This window comes from Rhizobium sp. R711, from assembly GCF_002211365.1.
Lineage (GTDB): Bacteria > Pseudomonadota > Alphaproteobacteria > Rhizobiales > Rhizobiaceae > Rhizobium.
Genome location: NZ_LOKZ01000001.1, coordinates 63501 through 79151 on the forward strand (window position 1 = coordinate 63501; position 15651 = coordinate 79151).

Annotated in this window: 14 protein-coding genes and 1 pseudogene; 6 read left to right on the forward strand and 9 right to left on the reverse strand. The window is 60.0% G+C overall.

From position 1 onward, the window contains the following. Positions 1 to 34: 34 nt before the first annotated feature. Entirely contained in the window at positions 35 to 766 is a 732-nt protein-coding gene (locus ATY80_RS00280) for a GntR family transcriptional regulator (protein WP_088690527.1), read from the reverse strand. Positions 767 to 897: 131 nt separating this feature from the next. On the opposite strand from ATY80_RS00280, the gene ATY80_RS00285 reads away from it, so the two are divergent. The 5 genes from ATY80_RS00285 (at position 898) to ATY80_RS00305 (ending at position 6235) form a co-directional block, all read left to right on the forward strand. Continuing rightward, on the forward strand, positions 898 to 1905 hold the full coding sequence (locus ATY80_RS00285) for an ABC transporter substrate-binding protein (protein ID WP_088690528.1): 1008 nt from the start codon (positions 898 to 900) through the stop codon (positions 1903 to 1905). Positions 1906 to 1981: 76 nt separating this feature from the next. After that, the gene (locus ATY80_RS00290) at positions 1982 to 2797 is read left to right on the forward strand and encodes an ABC transporter ATP-binding protein (RefSeq protein ID WP_088690529.1); all 816 of its coding nucleotides are present in this window, start codon (positions 1982 to 1984) and stop codon (positions 2795 to 2797) included. A 4-nt stretch (positions 2798 to 2801) separates the two neighbouring features. Further along, positions 2802 to 3674 carry an ABC transporter permease gene (locus ATY80_RS00295; protein WP_088690530.1) on the forward strand — a complete coding sequence of 291 codons (873 nt, stop codon included), beginning with the start codon at positions 2802 to 2804 and terminating at the stop codon, positions 3672 to 3674. A gap of 94 nt (positions 3675 to 3768) precedes the next feature. Further along, on the forward strand, positions 3769 to 5502 hold the full coding sequence (araD, locus tag ATY80_RS00300) for an L-arabinonate dehydratase (RefSeq protein ID WP_088691428.1): 1734 nt from the start codon (positions 3769 to 3771) through the stop codon (positions 5500 to 5502). A gap of 7 nt (positions 5503 to 5509) precedes the next feature. Next, the gene (locus tag ATY80_RS00305) at positions 5510 to 6235 is read left to right on the forward strand and encodes a ribonuclease activity regulator RraA (protein WP_088690531.1); all 726 of its coding nucleotides are present in this window, start codon (positions 5510 to 5512) and stop codon (positions 6233 to 6235) included. A gap of 57 nt (positions 6236 to 6292) precedes the next feature. On the opposite strand, the gene ATY80_RS00310 is transcribed toward ATY80_RS00305, so the two are convergent. The 5 genes and pseudogenes from ATY80_RS00310 to ATY80_RS00330 form a co-directional block, all read right to left on the reverse strand. Further along, a complete protein-coding gene (locus ATY80_RS00310) occupies positions 6293 to 7033 on the reverse strand; it encodes an SDR family NAD(P)-dependent oxidoreductase (RefSeq protein ID WP_245306720.1) in 741 nt (246 codons plus the stop codon). 43 nt (positions 7034 to 7076) lie between these two features. Next, positions 7077 to 8135: an Ldh family oxidoreductase gene (locus ATY80_RS00315; RefSeq protein WP_088690532.1), complete on the reverse strand. Its 1059-nt coding sequence runs from the start codon at positions 8133 to 8135 to the stop codon at positions 7077 to 7079. Positions 8136 to 8199: 64 nt separating this feature from the next. Beyond that, on the reverse strand, positions 8200 to 9720 hold the full coding sequence (locus ATY80_RS00320; RefSeq protein ID WP_088691430.1) for an ABC transporter substrate-binding protein: 1521 nt from the start codon (positions 9718 to 9720) through the stop codon (positions 8200 to 8202). A gap of 333 nt (positions 9721 to 10053) precedes the next feature. After that, positions 10054 to 10959 (reverse strand): 5-dehydro-4-deoxyglucarate dehydratase, encoded by a 906-nt coding sequence (locus ATY80_RS00325; protein ID WP_088690533.1) that lies wholly within the window; start codon positions 10957 to 10959, stop codon positions 10054 to 10056. Between the two features lie 13 nt (positions 10960 to 10972). Then, positions 10973 to 11275: pseudogene (locus tag ATY80_RS00330) on the reverse strand (aldehyde dehydrogenase (NADP(+))); the annotation flags it as partial. 155 nt (positions 11276 to 11430) lie between these two features. Here ATY80_RS00330 and ATY80_RS00335 point away from each other — a divergent pair. Further along, a complete protein-coding gene (locus ATY80_RS00335; RefSeq protein ID WP_088690534.1) occupies positions 11431 to 12141 on the forward strand; it encodes a GntR family transcriptional regulator in 711 nt (236 codons plus the stop codon). A 6-nt stretch (positions 12142 to 12147) separates the two neighbouring features. On the opposite strand, the gene ATY80_RS00340 is transcribed toward ATY80_RS00335, so the two are convergent. The 3 genes from ATY80_RS00340 to ATY80_RS00350 are packed head-to-tail and all read right to left on the reverse strand — an operon-like array spanning position 12148 to position 15651. Further along, complete coding sequence (locus tag ATY80_RS00340; protein ID WP_088690535.1) at positions 12148 to 13095, reverse strand: 2-hydroxyacid dehydrogenase; 948 nt, start codon at positions 13093 to 13095, stop codon at positions 12148 to 12150. After that, positions 13092 to 14726 carry an ABC transporter ATP-binding protein gene (locus tag ATY80_RS00345; protein WP_088690536.1) on the reverse strand — a complete coding sequence of 545 codons (1635 nt, stop codon included), beginning with the start codon at positions 14724 to 14726 and terminating at the stop codon, positions 13092 to 13094. Before ATY80_RS00345 ends, ATY80_RS00340 begins: the two co-directional genes overlap by 4 nt. Then, positions 14719 to 15651 (reverse strand): ABC transporter permease, encoded by a 933-nt coding sequence (locus ATY80_RS00350; RefSeq protein WP_189637056.1) that lies wholly within the window; start codon positions 15649 to 15651, stop codon positions 14719 to 14721. Before ATY80_RS00350 ends, ATY80_RS00345 begins: the two co-directional genes overlap by 8 nt.

A 15651-nucleotide genomic window follows, 5' to 3' on the forward strand; every position in this document is an offset into this window, starting at 1 on the left:
ACGGCTATGCGCCACCATTTTACGGCGCCCATGCCTATCCCGCCCGTACGTTAGACTGCGTTTCCGGCGACGCCGGATCGTACATGAACGTCGGGAACTTCGCTCGGATCGCATCGATGATGGAAAGCGTTCCTGACAAATGTCTACGAAGAGCCGAGACAGCCTCCTCCTCGTCCCCTTCTCGGATTGCATCGACTATTGCGCGATGTTCCTGCAGAAGCGATTGGATCTTGCCTTCCATTGGAAGATTCAGCCGGCGGAGCCGGTCGAGATGGACGCTCTGCTGACGGATGACCCTCCACAGAAGAGTGTTTCCGCTCTGCTCATAGAGCACCCGATGAAATTCTCGATCCAGGGCGTCGAACGTGTCGTATGTCGAGGGATCAGCGACCGCCTGCTGCTGCCCAAGAACGCGATCCATCGCATCAGCGGTTTTTTTCGGAGAGCTCCTCGACAATCGCCGAACCGCCTCGACTTCGACGGAAAGCCGAAGAAACTGCGCCTGTCTGGCGTGATCGACGTCGATGCGGGAGACACGCGTTGCGTACTGGGGAAAGATGTCGACAAGACCATCCTCCTGGAGCCGAAGGAGCGCGTCTCGCACGGGGGTCTGGCTCACCCCAAATTCTTCCATGAGAGTTGCGCGGGAGAGAACGGTTCCCGGTTCGAGCGCGACGGTCAGGATCCTCTCCCTAAGAATTTCATGTACTTGCACCGCAACTTGCCTCGATCGGTCGAGCAAGAGGAACCCTGTTTTCGTCGCCATAAGCCGTCTCCGATTCAGTCAGGACATTACATAGCGCATATTTTGTGTTGATGCACTGATGTTTTAGTGTACTAATAACTCGACCGCGCAAGGAGGCGCGGATTCGAGCTAATCATTTTGGGAGGACAGTCATGTCCAAGTTCGCTCGCGGTCTTGCCGCGATTGCTGCAGTCGTGGGGATGGCGCTTCCTGCCGTCGCGCAGGAAAAGACGTCGATTGCGATCACCAGGCAGCCTGGCATTCTTTATCTCGCCAGCCACGTCATGGAGACGCAGAAGCTCATCGAGAAGGAGGCCGATGCTCTCGGCGTCAAGGGCGTTACCGTCGAATGGCGGACGTTCAGCGGTGGCGGTGCCCAGACCGACGCGCTGCTCGCTGGCAATGTCGACATCGTCAACACCGGTACCGGCAACCTACTTCTTCTTTGGGATCGCACCAAGGGCAAGGTGAAGGGTATCATCACAAGCTCCGCCCAACCCGTCATCATGGTTTCGAACGATCCCCGCATCAAGTCGCTCGACGACATCACGCCCCAGGACAAGATCGCGGTCCCGACGGTCGGCGTCTCGACGCAGGCCATCCTTTTGCAGATCGCCGCTGCTGCAAAATACGGTGACGACCAGGTCAAGAAGTTCGATGCCAACACGGTGCAGCTTGGCCATCCCGATGCGCTCGCGGCGATCGCCAATCCCAATCACGAAGTAAAGAACCACTTTTCCGCACCGCCCTTCCAGTACATCGAACTGAAGCAGAAGGGCGTTCACCGCGTGACCGATTCCCGGGAGATCCTTGGCGGCGGGCTCACGCAGGCTACGTTCTTCACGACCACCGGGTTTGCTGAAAAGAACCCGACGCTCGTAAAGGCTGTTCGCGAAGCGACCAAGAAGGCCATCCAGTCCATCAAGGCAGATCCAAAGGCCGCGCTCTTATCCTATAAGAAGGTGTCCGGGGACAAGACCTCGATCGACGATCTGATGTCGATCCTCAACGAGCCCGGCTTCATCGACGACTATCGCACCGATCCCCAGGGCACGATGAAGTTCGCAACCCATCTGCACAAGATCGGCACGCTCAAGACGATGCCCGCTGCCTGGACGGACTACTACCTTCCGGAATCGGCTGATCTAAACGGCAACTGAGGCGCTGGAACGCACCAGCGCGCTCGTCGCGCTGGTGCCCGGCGCAAGGACATCAAGGACATAAGGAATTCTTGCAATGCTACAAGTGACCGTCACGGCCGGGCAAAGCCTAGCCGAAACGCCAGCACGGCCGCCGCTTCTCAGCGTCGACAAGGTCACCTTGCGATACAAGACGCCGAGCCTGCTGGTCACGGCAACGGAAGGCGTCAGTTTCGATGTCTGTCAGTCCGACCGCTTCGTCCTGCTCGGGCCGTCGGGATGCGGCAAGTCCACGCTTCTGAAGGCCGTCGGCGGTTATATGAAGCCGGCGGCTGGAACGATCACGATCAACGGTAGGCAGGTGAGCAAGCCCGGCCCGGACCGGATGATGGTCTTCCAGGAGTTTGACCAGTTGATGCCGTGGAAGACGGTTCTGCAGAACGTAATGTTCCCACTGCTTGTGGCACGGAAGCTTCCGCAGAAGGAAGCCGAAGAGATAGCCAGGTCGTATATCGACAAGGTCAAGCTCACCCGCGCAGTTGACAGCTTCCCGCACACCCTTTCGGGCGGCATGAAGCAGCGCGTGGCGATCGCCCGCGGCATGGCGATGCAGCCGGACATCCTGCTGATGGACGAACCATTTGCGGCGCTCGACGCCCTCACCCGCCGCCAGATGCAGGATGAACTTCTGCAGCTCTGGGAGGACACCAAGTTCACGGTGATCTTCGTCACCCACTCGATCGCCGAGGCGATCAAGATTTCCAATCGGATTCTTCTCCTCTCCCCGCATCCGGGCCGCGTCAAGGCCGAGGTTGTCAACGCCGACGCCGCATCCAACGAGGATGGCAGTGCCGCCGCGCTGGAGAAGGAAATCCACGATCTGCTCTTCTCAGAGCCAGGTCACCGGGAGTAGAGACATGACCAAGCCACAGATCCTACTTGCCGAGGGCAATGCAGGCGCCGGCGCCCCGCATGGCAATATCGCTGCTGTCGAACAGAAGCTTTCGCCTTTCGAGGTCGTATGGGGTATCGGAGCGTTGCGAAAGGCCCTGATCATCGTCGTTTTGGCGGTGCTATGGCAAGTTTACGCCGTTCACCTCGACAATCCGCTGCTCTTCCCGACGCTGACCGACACGTTTCACACGCTGGTCGATCGGTTCGCGGACGGCACGCTGCCGTCGCGCATCTGGACGACCTTGAAGATCCTGCTGATGGGCTATGCTGCCGGTACGGTACTCGCCGCCATTCTCACGGTTCTCGCGATCAACACCCGCATCGGCACCGATTTTCTCGAGACGATGACAGCGATGTTCAACCCGCTTCCAGCGATCTCACTGCTGCCGCTCGCTCTGATCTGGTTCGGCCTCGGCGCATCGAGCCTGGTGTTCGTGCTCATCCATTCCGTGCTGTGGGCGGTTGCCCTGAACACGCATTCCGGCTTCCTTGGCGTATCGCGTACACTGCGTATGGTGGGCGCGAACTATGGTCTCACCGGCTTCTCGTATGTGAGCCGGATCCTGATCCCGGCTGCCTTCCCTTCTATCCTGACCGGCCTGAAGATCGGTTGGGCGTTCGCCTGGCGAACCCTGATCGCCGCCGAACTGGTGTTCGGCGTCTCTTCCGGACAGGGCGGCCTCGGCTGGTTCATCTTCGAGAACCGAAACCTGCTCGACATCCCCGCAGTATTCGCTGGCCTGCTGACGGTCATCGTGATCGGTCTCATCGTCGAAAACCTCGTCTTCCAGACGCTCGAGCGCCACACGATCCAGAAGTGGGGAATGAAGGAATAATCGCGGCCCGCTGGCGGCGGGCCATGACATCTCCAAACGCATGCGTGGTGTTTGCGACGCATGCCTCAGCAAGCACGACATGTGGAATGAACTCATGACGAAGAAGACACCTGATGAATTGCGATCGGCGCGATGGTTCTCGCCGGACGACTTGCGAAGCTTCGGCCACCGTTCTCGACTGATGCAGCTCGGTTACGCGGAGGAAGAGTTCCGCAACAAGCCAATAATCGGCATCCTGAACACGTGGTCGGAATTGAACTCCTGCCACTCCCACTTCAAGGAACGCGTTCAGGACGTCAAGCGCGGCGTCGCGCAGGCTGGTGGCTTCGCCGTCGAGATGCCCTCTCTGTCCGTCGACGAAAGCTTCACCAAGCCGACCTCGATGCTTTATCGAAACATGCTGGCGATGGAGGCGGAGGAATTGATCCGCTCCCATCCCCTGGACGGTGTCGTCCTGATGGGAGGCTGCGACAAGACCACGCCCGGCCTGGTCATGGGCGCGCTTTCCGCAGGGGTCCCTATGATCTACCTGCCTGCGGGGCCGATGCTGCGTGGCAATTATGCCGGCAAAATCCTGGGCTCGGGTTCGGACGCCTGGAAGTACTGGGACGAACGTCGCGCCGGCAACATCTCCGATGATGAATGGCTCGGCATCCAGGGTGGCATCGCTCGCTCGGCAGGGACATGCATGACGATGGGAACTGCAAGCACGATGACGGCTATCGCCGACGCGATGGGCCTCACCCTGCCCGGCGCTTCCTCCATCCCTGCCGTCGACGCGAACCACCAGCGTATGTCCGCCGCTTGCGGACGGCGGATCGTGGAGATGGTCTGGGACGATCTCACACCGGACAAGATCGTCACAAAAGCGTCTTGCCGGAACGCCGCGATCGTGGCGATGGCCACCGGCTGCTCGACGAACGCTGTCGTGCACCTGATCGCAATGGCACGGCGCGCCGGCGTCGACCTGACGCTCGAGCATCTCGATGAACTGGGGCGCGTAACACCGCTTATCGCAAACGTCCGCCCGTCGGGGAAGGACTACCTGATGGAGGACTTCTTCTATGCAGGAGGTCTTCGGGCCCTGATGAAGCAGTTGGACGACCGCCTTGACCTCTCGGCACTAACCGTGACCGGAAAGACGATGGGCGAGAATCTGGAAGGCGCGCAAGTCTTCAACGACGACGTCATCCGCCCGTTGAGCAACCCCGTCTACCAAGAAGGGTCGCTTGCCGTTCTTCGTGGCAATCTGTGCCCGGACGGCGCGGTCATCAAGCCGGCGGCTTGCGACCCCAAATATCATGTCCATCAGGGACCCGCGCTCGTCTTCGACAGCTATGCCGAGATGAAGAAGGCCATCGACGACGAAAATCTCGACGTCACGCCCGACCATGTGCTGGTGCTGCGCAACGCAGGCCCGCAGGGCGGCCCTGGCTTTCCGGAGTGGGGCATGCTGCCGATTCCGAAAGCGCTGATCAAAAAGGGTCACCGCGACATGCTTCGTATCTCCGACGCGCGCATGTCCGGCACCTCTTACGGCGCTTGCGTCCTTCACGTCTCGCCGGAGAGCTTCATCGGCGGTCCCCTGGCGCTGTTAAGGACCGGGGACACCGTTCGCCTCGACCTGCCGAACCGCAGCCTCGACATGCTTGTCGACGAAGAGGAGCTTTCACGCCGTAAAGCGGCCTGGCAAGCGCCCGAGCCAAGGTTCCAGCGCGGCTGGGGCTGGATGTTCTCTCGCCACGTGACGCAGGCCGACAAGGGCTGCGATTTCGATTTCCTCCAGACTGATTTCGGCCGCGCAGCGGGCGAACCTGACATCTTTTGAGGTGACCATGACCGACTACGCACTCTCCGACGAAACCCGCGCGAAGTTCAAGAAGATCTCGACGGCGTCCATCGCCACCGCCCTCTACAAACGCGGGCTGCGCAACCAGTTCATCCAAAATGTGGTCCCCGTCTCGCCGAAAGCCGAAACCATGGTAGGCCAGGCATTCACGCTGCGATACATTCCTGCCCGCGAGGACCGCAATCCGATTACCGTTTTCCGTAACGCCGACCATCCGCAGCGCGTAGCGATTGAGACGTGCCCGGCCGGTCATGTGCTTGTTATGGATGCGCGCAAGGACGCTCGGGCGGCGACTGCCGGCTCCATTCTTATCACGCGACTTGCGCTGCGCGGAGCGGCGGGGGTCGTGTCGGACGGCGGTTTCCGCGATGCAGAAGGGATCGGGGCCCTGGACATGCCGGCCTATTACGCCAAGCCCTCGGCGCCGACGAACCTGACGCTCCACGAGGCGCTCGACATCAATGTCCCGATTTCATGCGGCGACGTCGCGGTGTTTCCCGGAGACGTCCTCGTAGGTGATCGAGATGGCGTCATGGTTGTTCCGGCCGATCTCGCCGACGAGCTGGCGGACGAATGCTCCGAAATGGAGTGCTACGAAGACTTTGTTCTGGAACAGGTAAGGAGCGGCGAGCCGATCATCGGTCTGTATCCGCGAACGAAGGAAGAATACGAGCAGCGTTACGCGGACTGGCGCGCCCGCGCCAACAGGTAACAAGGACGAAGCCGAGGGGGACACCTTCTCCTCGGCTTCTACCTGATCACCGCCATTTCAGCCACGGCCGTATAGCGGCATTCCATTCGGCATGATCGTCAGGAACGGAATGACAGCATCGGACGGGAGATCGGCAAGGTCGGCAACCTGTCTTGCAACAAGTTCGACGTCTATCCGTGGTTCGGACGCGACGGTCCCGTTTGCCTGAAGCACCCCCTTTGCTATTTGCTCTGTTCTTGCAACCGCAGCGTTGCCGATGTCGATCTGGCAACAAGTCACACCAAACTTCCAACCGTCCAAGTTCAGGCTTTTTGTCAGCCCTGTGACGCCGTGCTTTGCTGCCGTGTAGGCCGGACTGAATGGGCGCGGAGCGTATGCCGAGACAGAACCATTGTTGATGATACGCCCCCCTTGGGGAGACTGCCGCGACATCCAGGAGAACGCCTCCCTCGCGCAGAAGATCGCACCCAGCAAGTTCGTCGTGATCACGTCGGACAGATCGCCGGTCGATTGCTCATGTATCGGTTTGGCCGCGATATTCGTGCCCGCATTGTTGAAGAGCAGATCGAGGCGGCTCCAGCGCTGCGCGGCGGTCGAGAAGAAGCGCGCGATCTCATCGGCATGCCGGACGTCGACAGCCTCGCACCATGCTTCGCCGTCACACATACCGGCCGTCTCATTGAGATCTGACAGCCGCCGCCCGGCTAGGCCGAGGCTGAACCCACGTCGTGACAAGGCAACCGCGGCCGCCCGGCCTATACCGGAACCGGCTCCAGTTATGATCGCTACGCGCTGCACAATAGCATCTCCTGGCCTAAACTGAGCACCTCGATTTGTGAACTCAGGCCGATAGGACTGTCGGCACGGCAACGCCTCGGCGGTCGGCGTCGCGGCAGAGCTTCTCCCACGTCGCTGCCGAGACGGGCACGCCGTTGTCAACGGCTTCGCGGCGCTTGCGAGCGGCGCTGTCGCCCGGCATGCGAACACCGTCTCGATTCCATGCTGCGGGAGGATTCGAGCGACATGCCGTCGCCAACCAGTTCGACTGCTCGGTGAAAGCATCGACGCCCGCGAAGAACTCGGGATCCATCACCTGGAGAAAGGCGCTTTGAGCAAGGGCGCCAGGCTTCGTATTTGCGCGCCCCTTGCCGGACAAACCCTGCCCCAACAGCTCGACCATCAAGGCTAGAGCGAAACCCTTATGACCTTTCAACCGCCCACCAAGGGGCATCATGGATCCGCCCCGCTCGGTAATTTCCCTCGGATCGGCCGTTGGTTCGCCAGACGCGGTCAGGCCCCATTGTTCTGGAAAGGCCTGGCCCGCCTTCGCCAGGCTCTGCGTCATGGTCGTCGTCGTGATCGAGCAGGAAACATCGATCAGGATTGGATCTGCCGACGTTGGGAACCCTGCGGCCATCGGGTTCGGGGTAAGAAGCGGCCGCGTCCCTCCATAAGGAGCGACACGGCTTGCAGCCGGGTTGGATACCGAGAGCTGGACGATCAGTCCCTTCTCGGTGACCTGCCGCATGAAGGCCGACAGCGCACAAGTATGGTGACAATTGCCGATCGCGCCAGAGACGATGCCGTACTGACGCACGCGCTCGGATGCCTGATCAAGCGCCTTCGTCAAAAGCCATGCCCCTGGCAGGAGATTTCCATCCCAGACGAACGCGGCCCCTCGGTCACTGACCACATCATAGGAACCCGTCCCTGAGAGGGATCCGTCTTCCAGCGCCTCAACATACCAGTGCAGCAGGCTGACCCCATGAGTCTCATGACCAATCATATCGCCTTCGACGAGAATGGATGCGGTCGCTGCCGCCTTGTCCTGCTCCATTCCCGCGCCGCCAAGAAGTCGTTCAGCAAAGGAGACAAGATGGTTCCGGTCAATCAAGGGCATGAAATGCTCCACCTTCAATCAGAAGGACGAGGCAAGCTTGTGGGCGTGCCTCCTCTTTATGTTGCTACTTGAAGCGGATCTGGGCCAACTGCAGCTCCGAATTCGCTGCAATCGTTGGCTTGAAGTCAAGTTTTGGCGAAACCCGAGTGAACCCGACCATGTGGAACATGGGAATATCCGCGATGATCTCATCATTGACCTTTACGAACAGCTCCTTCCAGAGCTTGGTCCGTTCGTCGCCTGTTACTTCAGTCGCCTGAGCAATCAGCGTATCGACCGCGGGATCGCGAACCATCGAGTGGGATCCGTCCGAGGCGTATTTCACGTAGGCGGTGAAAACCGGATCGCCGGTAGCGTTGTCATGCTGCGACTGCGTGAGGGTCGGACCGGCGTCGGCGACGAAGGGCGCAACAAAGTAGTTGTTCCAGACAGACACGTCATACATGTCCAGTTTGACGTTGAGACCCACTTCCTGAAGCATCGCCATAATTGCTTCCATCGCTTCGGTTGCGTTAGGATACTGTCCGTTACGTCCGATGATGCGGATTTCCTTGTCGACGGGAACTCCGTCTGCCTTGGCCTCCTCGATCAATTTCTTAGCCTTCTCAGGATCGTAAGGCCAAGGCTTGATGTCGGCGTTGTAACCCAGGGTAGTGGGAACAACAAGCTGCGTGGCGATCTTGGCCTGTTCTGGAAACAGCGTTCCCAGCATGCCCTGACGGTCGATGGCCAGATTCATCGCCTCACGTATGCGTCGATCGTTGAGAGGCGCGACGCGCGTGTCGATACGCAGCGACGTCGTTTCGGAATTCGGATAGGCGAAATCGGCCTCCTTGTTCGTGGCGTCCTGGACGGACACGGCGGGAACGATGTCAGCTTCACCGGCATCCACCATCGCCGCCGCCACTGCACTATCGGATCTGAACAGGTATTTCGCCTGCTCGACCTGTGGCTTGTCACCCCAGTAGTCCGGGTTGCGTTTCAAGACGATCGACTGGCCGACATCAAATCTATCAAAAACATATGGGCCGGTACCAATGGGCTTGCGCGTGAATTCGCCGGCCGGCGTCGCCGCCGCTGATTCAACAGGCATGATGCTCATCAGGAGAGGAAGGATCGGCTGCGGGGGATTCGTCGTGATCCGGATCGTATGCGGATCGGGGCTTTCGAATTTGAACTGGGTGCCACCGAAATACTTGCCGCCGACTTCGCAGCTCAGTTTCTTGTTCTTGTTGCGTTCGACCGTGAACTGGACGTCCTTGGCAGTGAACTCGCTTCCGTCGTGCCACTTAACGCCCGGCCGCAGCTTGAATTCCCATGTCTCGGGGCTGATCTGCTTCCATTCCGTCGCCAGCCGCGGCTTCAGTCCGCCGTTCGTGTAGTCGAACTCCACGAGCATCTCGTTTACGTTCTCGGAAAGCACACGTCCCACGTCCTGGCGCGCTGCCATGCACGGCTCGACAACGTCGACGGTCTCGGCCAGCACGATTGTGACGTCGCGCTTCTCGCTTTGCGCAATCGCTTGCGAACAGGCAAGAACTGCGAATGCCACGGAAAGATTGAATGCTGTCAAATGCAATTTCATTTTCAGGCTCCTCCCATGCACCGCCAGGCGGTGCGTCTTTGTCAACATGAAAACGGCCTGCATGGGCCGGAAACGCGATCCTCCGTCATTGCCGCGGACGAGGTTCGTGACTTTTTCAAACTAGACGGTCATCCTCCTGTGATTGGTCGTTCTTCTCGAGAAATTGCCGAAGCTTTGCCTGTTGGCCGCAATCAAGTGGCCATGCCGCGGGCGGGCGTCGCAGCCTCGAGTGCGGCGTGCATCGCCATCGATCGCCCCGGGGGAATGCAGGAGCGATTTCCTCATCGCGATCGAAGGTCGTGACAAGAATCCCCGATGCTCTGCCACCTGCTGTCATCTGACGGACTCGATCAGCGAACGCATCATGTCGACTTCCTCCTCGGTGAGATCGGTCAGGGGGGCGCGTACTGGTCCGGCGTCGAAGCCTCGAAGCCGAACTCCCGCCTTGATTGCCGAGACCGCGTACCCGCTCTTTCGGTCGCGAATCTTGGCGAAGGGGTAATAGAACTCGCGCAGCATCCGCTCGCAGGTCTCGTCGTCTCCAGCAAGGAAAGCCGCGTGAAACGCCAGGGCGGTTTCCGGCACAAAATTGAAGACGGCCGAGGAATAGGTCGGCATGCCTGCGCCGCGATAGGCCTGGGCGAAGAGCTCGTGGGTCGGCATGCCGCCGATGTATGACAGCCGGTCGCCAAGAGCGATCGTCACCCGGCGGACGGTATCGATGTCGCCTGTACCGTCCTTGAACCCTATTAGGTTCGGGCATTCTTCGGCCAGTCGTGCGAGCTGATCGGCGCAGACGCGCGCCTGCCCCCTGTTGTAGACGATGACGCCCATCTTCGTGGAGTTGCAGACAGCCCGAATTCGAGCTGCGATCCCTTCGGCGGGAGCCTCCGTCAGGTAGTGAGGCAGAAGTAGAATTCCATCGCCTCCGGCGGCTTCGATTTCGCGAGCCATGTCGCATGCCATGCGTGTTCCGTAGCCGCATCCTGCGATGACGGGTTCGGTCCCCACCACGCTCCGGGCGGTCCTGACGATCTGCGCCACCTCGGTTGGCGCTAGCGAAAACAATTCCCCCGTGCCACCGGCGACGATCAGACCCGCTACGGGATAGGACGACAGCCATTCCAGGTGTTCGGCGAATGGTCGCGCGGCAAAGCGGTCCTCGGCGTCGAACGGGGTCACCGGAAACGATAGAAGCCCGCTGCGGATGAGTTCACGAAGTTCAATGGGGGCGATCATGGCGCTCTCCTGATCAGTTGCACAGGTCTGGTGGGAGGAGTTCGGTGGGGAAATTCTGGTAGGAGACCGGATGGAAGCGTCGTGTCGACAAGGTTGCGACGCTGGTGGCGCCGAATTTGGTTGAAGCCGGGTAAGATCCGCCGTGAACCATTGGATCCACGACCTCCACGGCAGTGGGGAGCCCATTCACCGGGGCCGTGCCGGCTTTCTGCTCAAGGATGGGCAGCAGTGCCTTGGCGACGCAAAGGTCGCCGTCCTCCATATGAATAGTCGCCGTTAAGCGGCCCTGAAAGGCCTGCACCAAGTCCTTCATTTCCCGATCCGCTCTCCTTCGAGGTGCCGCTAGCTGATTTACACTAATATTTCAGTTTGTCATTTATTTCAATCGCAGTTTCGGCTTTTTTCAGTGGCATTCTTGTGCAGCAGTTTGGTGCTGATAAAGTTCTGAAAGCATTGGTTAAGGAGATCGACATGAGTTCGCCGGTAGCGGCCCTCGGCCTTTCGGCGCCTGGATTCCCCGCGATGACGGGAAGCACGGTGCAACGAATCTACGACGACCTTCGGAAGCGAATCATTACGATTCAGCTCCCGCCCGACACGATGCTGTCGCGCGCCGATCTCACCGAAACCTACGAGGTGAGTCAGACGCCAATCCGCGAGGCCATGCAGCTACTCAAGCAGGAAGGACTGGTCAGGATCTACCCGCAATCGCGCACCGTCGTGACGCGTATCGACATCCCGCAGGTGCACGAGGCTCATTTTCTGCGGGTGGCACTTGAGACGGAAGTATGTCGCAGACTTGCCGCCGATCCAGATGCGGGAACGATCACTCGAGCACGCTCGATCATAAAGATGCAGGAAGCAATCGCCGAAGACCCTGATCAGCTTGCGATCTTCCAGGAGCTGGACGAACTTTTCCATCAGACCCTCTTCGCAGGCATCAAGCGGACCGGGCTGCACCAACTGGTGCGCGAGCGCTCCGGCCATCTCGAACGCATTCGTCGCCTTCATCTGCCCGAGAACGGGAAGATCCTCAGCATTCTCGCGGGCCATCGCGCCATCATCGAAGCGATCGCGGCCCGGGACGAAAATGGTGCGGTGGAAGCAATCCGTGACCACCTGAGCCGCACCGTCTCCCGCGTAGAGGAGCTGCGCCAGGCCTTCCCCGACTATTTCGTCTAACCGGCATCAGTTCACCGGCGTCAGTAGCGGTTTCCCCGCGAAATAGGCCGCGAGGTTGTCCAGAGTAAGCTGCGCCATCCGTTCGCGGGTCTCATGGGTGCCGCTTGCGTGGTGCGGATATAAAACGACGTTGTCCAGATTGGCGAACGCCACATCGGGCTGGGGCTCGTGGAGATAGACGTCGAGACCGGCAGACGCAATGCGCCGTTCGCGCAGCGCACTGATCAACGCCGGCTCATCCACGACGCTTCCGCGAGCAATGTTGACGAAGCTCCCCGTCGGTCCGAGGGCGTCCAGGACCTCAGCCGAAATCAAACCTTCGGTCTTAGGGCCGCCCGGCGTGGAAACGACGAGCACGTCCGCCCAGCGGGCGAGCTCGATGAGATCCTGGAAGTACGCGAAGTCGACGCCCAACTTTTCCGTTCGCCCGTAGTACCCGATGGTCAGACCGACAGCTGCAAACCGCTTGGCGATCGCCTGCCCGATCTGACCAAGCCCTACGATGCCCGCCTTCTTGCCAGCCGTTGACGTCGTCAGGGGCATCATTCCTTTCCGACCCCAATCTCCCGATCGGACGTAACGATCTCCATCCACGAGCTTGCGGCGGGCCGCCAGCATCAGGAGCAATGCCATGTCGGCGACGTCGTCAAGGAGAACGTCGGACGTGTTGGTCAGCTTGACGCCCCGACGCGTCATTTCCGCGACGTCCATCTTGTCGTAGCCAGCAGACGAACAGGCCGCGAGCTTCAGGGCGGGAAGCTTTGCCAGGAGATCAGCGTCGACGGCGACATGTCCGTTGATGACCATTGCCGTGCACTTGGAGCCTGCGTCGGCGAGCATGGCCTCGCGCGCCTCTCCGTCTACCAGATCAAGGCGATGCACGGTGTACAGTTCCTCCAGCGTCGCCATCTGCTGCGGGCGGAGGGGATATGCAACGAGAACGTTTGGTTTCATGTGAGAGCAAGTCCTGTTTCATGGTATCGGGTCGCACGCTTTGCCGCTTGCACCTCCGGATCGGGATCCAGGCTCGCTGCAAGAAGCGACCGGGTGTAAGGATCGCAAGGGGTCTCGAAGATCTTCCTGACAGGCCCCTCTTCCACGATCCTGCCGGACTTCATGACTATCACGCGATCGGCGAAGTCGCGCACCACAGGCAGGTCATGGGCGATGAAGAGGTAGGAGAGGCCGAGCTCCCGGCGCAAGGAGGCCAATAGTTCGATCACCTGCGCCTGGATCGACACGTCCAGGGCGGAAACGGCCTCGTCGCAGACGATGAGCTTCGGCTCCATCGCCAGCGCTCTCGCAATCGCGATGCGCTGCCGCTGGCCACCCGAAAATTGATGCGGATAGCGAGAAGCCATCTCGGCCCTGAGGCCGACTTTCGACAAAAGCTCGGCTACCCGTTCCTTCCATCGGGGTTTCGGCAGTATCGACGGATGGATCGCCCACGCCTCGGAAATCAGCTGATAGACGGTCATCCGGGGGTTGAGCGACTGGGTCGGATCCTGAAAGACCATCTGCAGGTCTCGCCGCAGCTTGAAAAGTTCTCCGGCAGACATTTTGAGAAGATCTTTGCCGCGATAGAGCAGTTCTCCTTCGTCGGGATCGTCAAGGCGAAGAACTGCGCGCGCGAGGGTCGACTTGCCAGAGCCGCTTTCGCCGACCACCGCGACCGTCTCTCCAGGCATGATCGTCAGCTCGACGTCCTTCAGCGCCTCAAAGGTGCCGTAGCTCTTGCTAAGTCCGGTTGCGCGGAAAAGCGGTTCGCCACGACGTTCCAACTCGCCTGGCATTTCGCCCTTGCCGGGTGCTGCGGCGATCAGCTTTTTCGTGTAGGGATGCTGAGGATTGCGATATATCTCGCCCGTCCGCCCCGTCTCAACGATCTCGCCTGCGTTCATGACCACCACGCGGTCGGCGATCTCGGCGACGACGCCCAGGTCGTGAGTGATCAAGAGCATACCCATGCCGGTCTCCTGCTGCAACTCGTTCAAGAGCGCCAGGACCTGAGCCTGGATCGTGACGTCGAGTGCTGTCGTGGGCTCGTCCGCAATGAGGATGTCGGGTTTACATGCAAGCGCCATAGCGATCATCAGCCTCTGACGCTGTCCGCCCGAAAACTGAAATGGATATTTCTTCATGGCGCGGTCCGGATCGCGTATTCCCACCCGTTCGAGAAGATCGCGACTTCGTCGCTTCGCCCGCTGTTCGGTCTCGCCATGGGTCGTCATCATTTCAGCGATCTGCCAGCCGATCTGATAGACGGGGTTGAGATGGGCCAGAGGATCCTGGAAGATCATCGCAATCTTCGAGCCGTTGATCTGCCGGCGCTGTTCCTGACGCATCGTCAGCATGTCCTGCCCTTCCAGAAGGATGACCCCTGAGGTGATCTTTCCGGGCGGCATGTCGATCAGGTTCATGATTGCTGACGCGGAGACGGATTTGCCTGAGCCGCTCTCGCCAAGGATCGCCAGCGTTTCTCCACGATCGAGATGCCAGCTTACGTTCTGCACCGCCTTGACGGTCCCCGTCGCCGTATGGAACTCGATCGAAAGGTCCTTCACTTCAAGAAGATGATCAGCCATTGGTGCGCCCCTTCATTTCAAACCGCCAGCGCTGCGTCGGATCGAGCGCGATGCGGAACCAGTTGGAAACCAGATTGAGCGAGAGCGTCGTGAGGATGATCGCTAGTCCTGGCCAGAAGGACAGCCACCATGCATTGGTCAGATACGGACGCCCTTGGCTGACCATCAGCCCCCAGGTGATTTCCGGCGCCTGTATCCCTATTCCCAGGAACGACAGCGACGACTCCGCCAGCATGATGAAGGCGAAATCCAGCGTCGCGATCGTTATGAGGGTCGGCAACATTACGGGAAGGACATGACGGAACACGATGCGCATGTTCGACGCTCCCATCACCTTCGCCGCCTGCACGAACATGCGCTCCCGGATCTCCAAGGCTTCGGCCCGCGACGTACGGAGATAGACCGGTATGCGCGTAATCGCGAGGACGAGTACGATGTTGGCGACCGAAGGCTCGAGCATGTAGAGGACGATGACCGCCAGTAGCAACGAGGGGAACGACATGATCACGTCACCTAATCGCATGATCCATTGTGCGGCGCTGTTGCGGCTGTAGCCCGCGACAAGGCCTAGCGTGCTGCCGATGACGGCGGAAGCGAGAACGGCCGCGGCGGCGACCGCCACCGTGTTCTGGGCGGCGACGATCACTCTTGCAAGTAGCGGCCGTCCCAGAGCGTCTGCCCCTAGGATGTAGATTAACCCGCGGCTGAGTTCGAAGGGAGGCGCGTTGCGCCCGCGCAGGTTCATCTTGTTTGCAACATCTGCAAGTGCATACGGCCCGAAGATCGCGCAAAGAATGACCAGCACGAGAAATACGGTCGCGAAGAAAGCGAATTTGTCGGCCCACAGCATGGCGAGCCATTTTGAAAACACGCCGGCGCCACGTTGCTTCGGCTCGCTGAGTACTTGTGTGTCTGTCATGGTCAT

What these genes read in the sequence shown, in the direction of transcription:
- ATY80_RS00295 (WP_088690530.1), top strand. Translation starts at nt 2,802, where the DNA reads ATGACCAAGCCACAGATCCTACTTGCCGAGGGCAATGCAGGCGCCGGC.
- ATY80_RS00335 (WP_088690534.1), top strand. Translation starts at nt 11,431, where the DNA reads ATGAGTTCGCCGGTAGCGGCCCTCGGCCTTTCGGCGCCTGGATTCCCC.
- ATY80_RS00350 (WP_189637056.1), bottom strand. Translation starts at nt 15,651, where the DNA reads ATGACCATGACAGACACACAAGTACTCAGCGAGCCGAAGCAACGTGGC.
- araD (WP_088691428.1), top strand. Translation starts at nt 3,769, where the DNA reads ATGACGAAGAAGACACCTGATGAATTGCGATCGGCGCGATGGTTCTCG.
- ATY80_RS00285 (WP_088690528.1), top strand. Translation starts at nt 898, where the DNA reads ATGTCCAAGTTCGCTCGCGGTCTTGCCGCGATTGCTGCAGTCGTGGGG.
- ATY80_RS00280 (WP_088690527.1), bottom strand. Translation starts at nt 766, where the DNA reads ATGGCGACGAAAACAGGGTTCCTCTTGCTCGACCGATCGAGGCAAGTT.
- ATY80_RS00325 (WP_088690533.1), bottom strand. Translation starts at nt 10,959, where the DNA reads ATGATCGCCCCCATTGAACTTCGTGAACTCATCCGCAGCGGGCTTCTA.
- ATY80_RS00305 (WP_088690531.1), top strand. Translation starts at nt 5,510, where the DNA reads ATGACCGACTACGCACTCTCCGACGAAACCCGCGCGAAGTTCAAGAAG.
- ATY80_RS00340 (WP_088690535.1), bottom strand. Translation starts at nt 13,095, where the DNA reads ATGAAACCAAACGTTCTCGTTGCATATCCCCTCCGCCCGCAGCAGATG.
- ATY80_RS00320 (WP_088691430.1), bottom strand. Translation starts at nt 9,720, where the DNA reads ATGAAATTGCATTTGACAGCATTCAATCTTTCCGTGGCATTCGCAGTT.
- ATY80_RS00345 (WP_088690536.1), bottom strand. Translation starts at nt 14,726, where the DNA reads ATGGCTGATCATCTTCTTGAAGTGAAGGACCTTTCGATCGAGTTCCAT.
- ATY80_RS00290 (WP_088690529.1), top strand. Translation starts at nt 1,982, where the DNA reads ATGCTACAAGTGACCGTCACGGCCGGGCAAAGCCTAGCCGAAACGCCA.
- ATY80_RS00315 (WP_088690532.1), bottom strand. Translation starts at nt 8,135, where the DNA reads ATGCCCTTGATTGACCGGAACCATCTTGTCTCCTTTGCTGAACGACTT.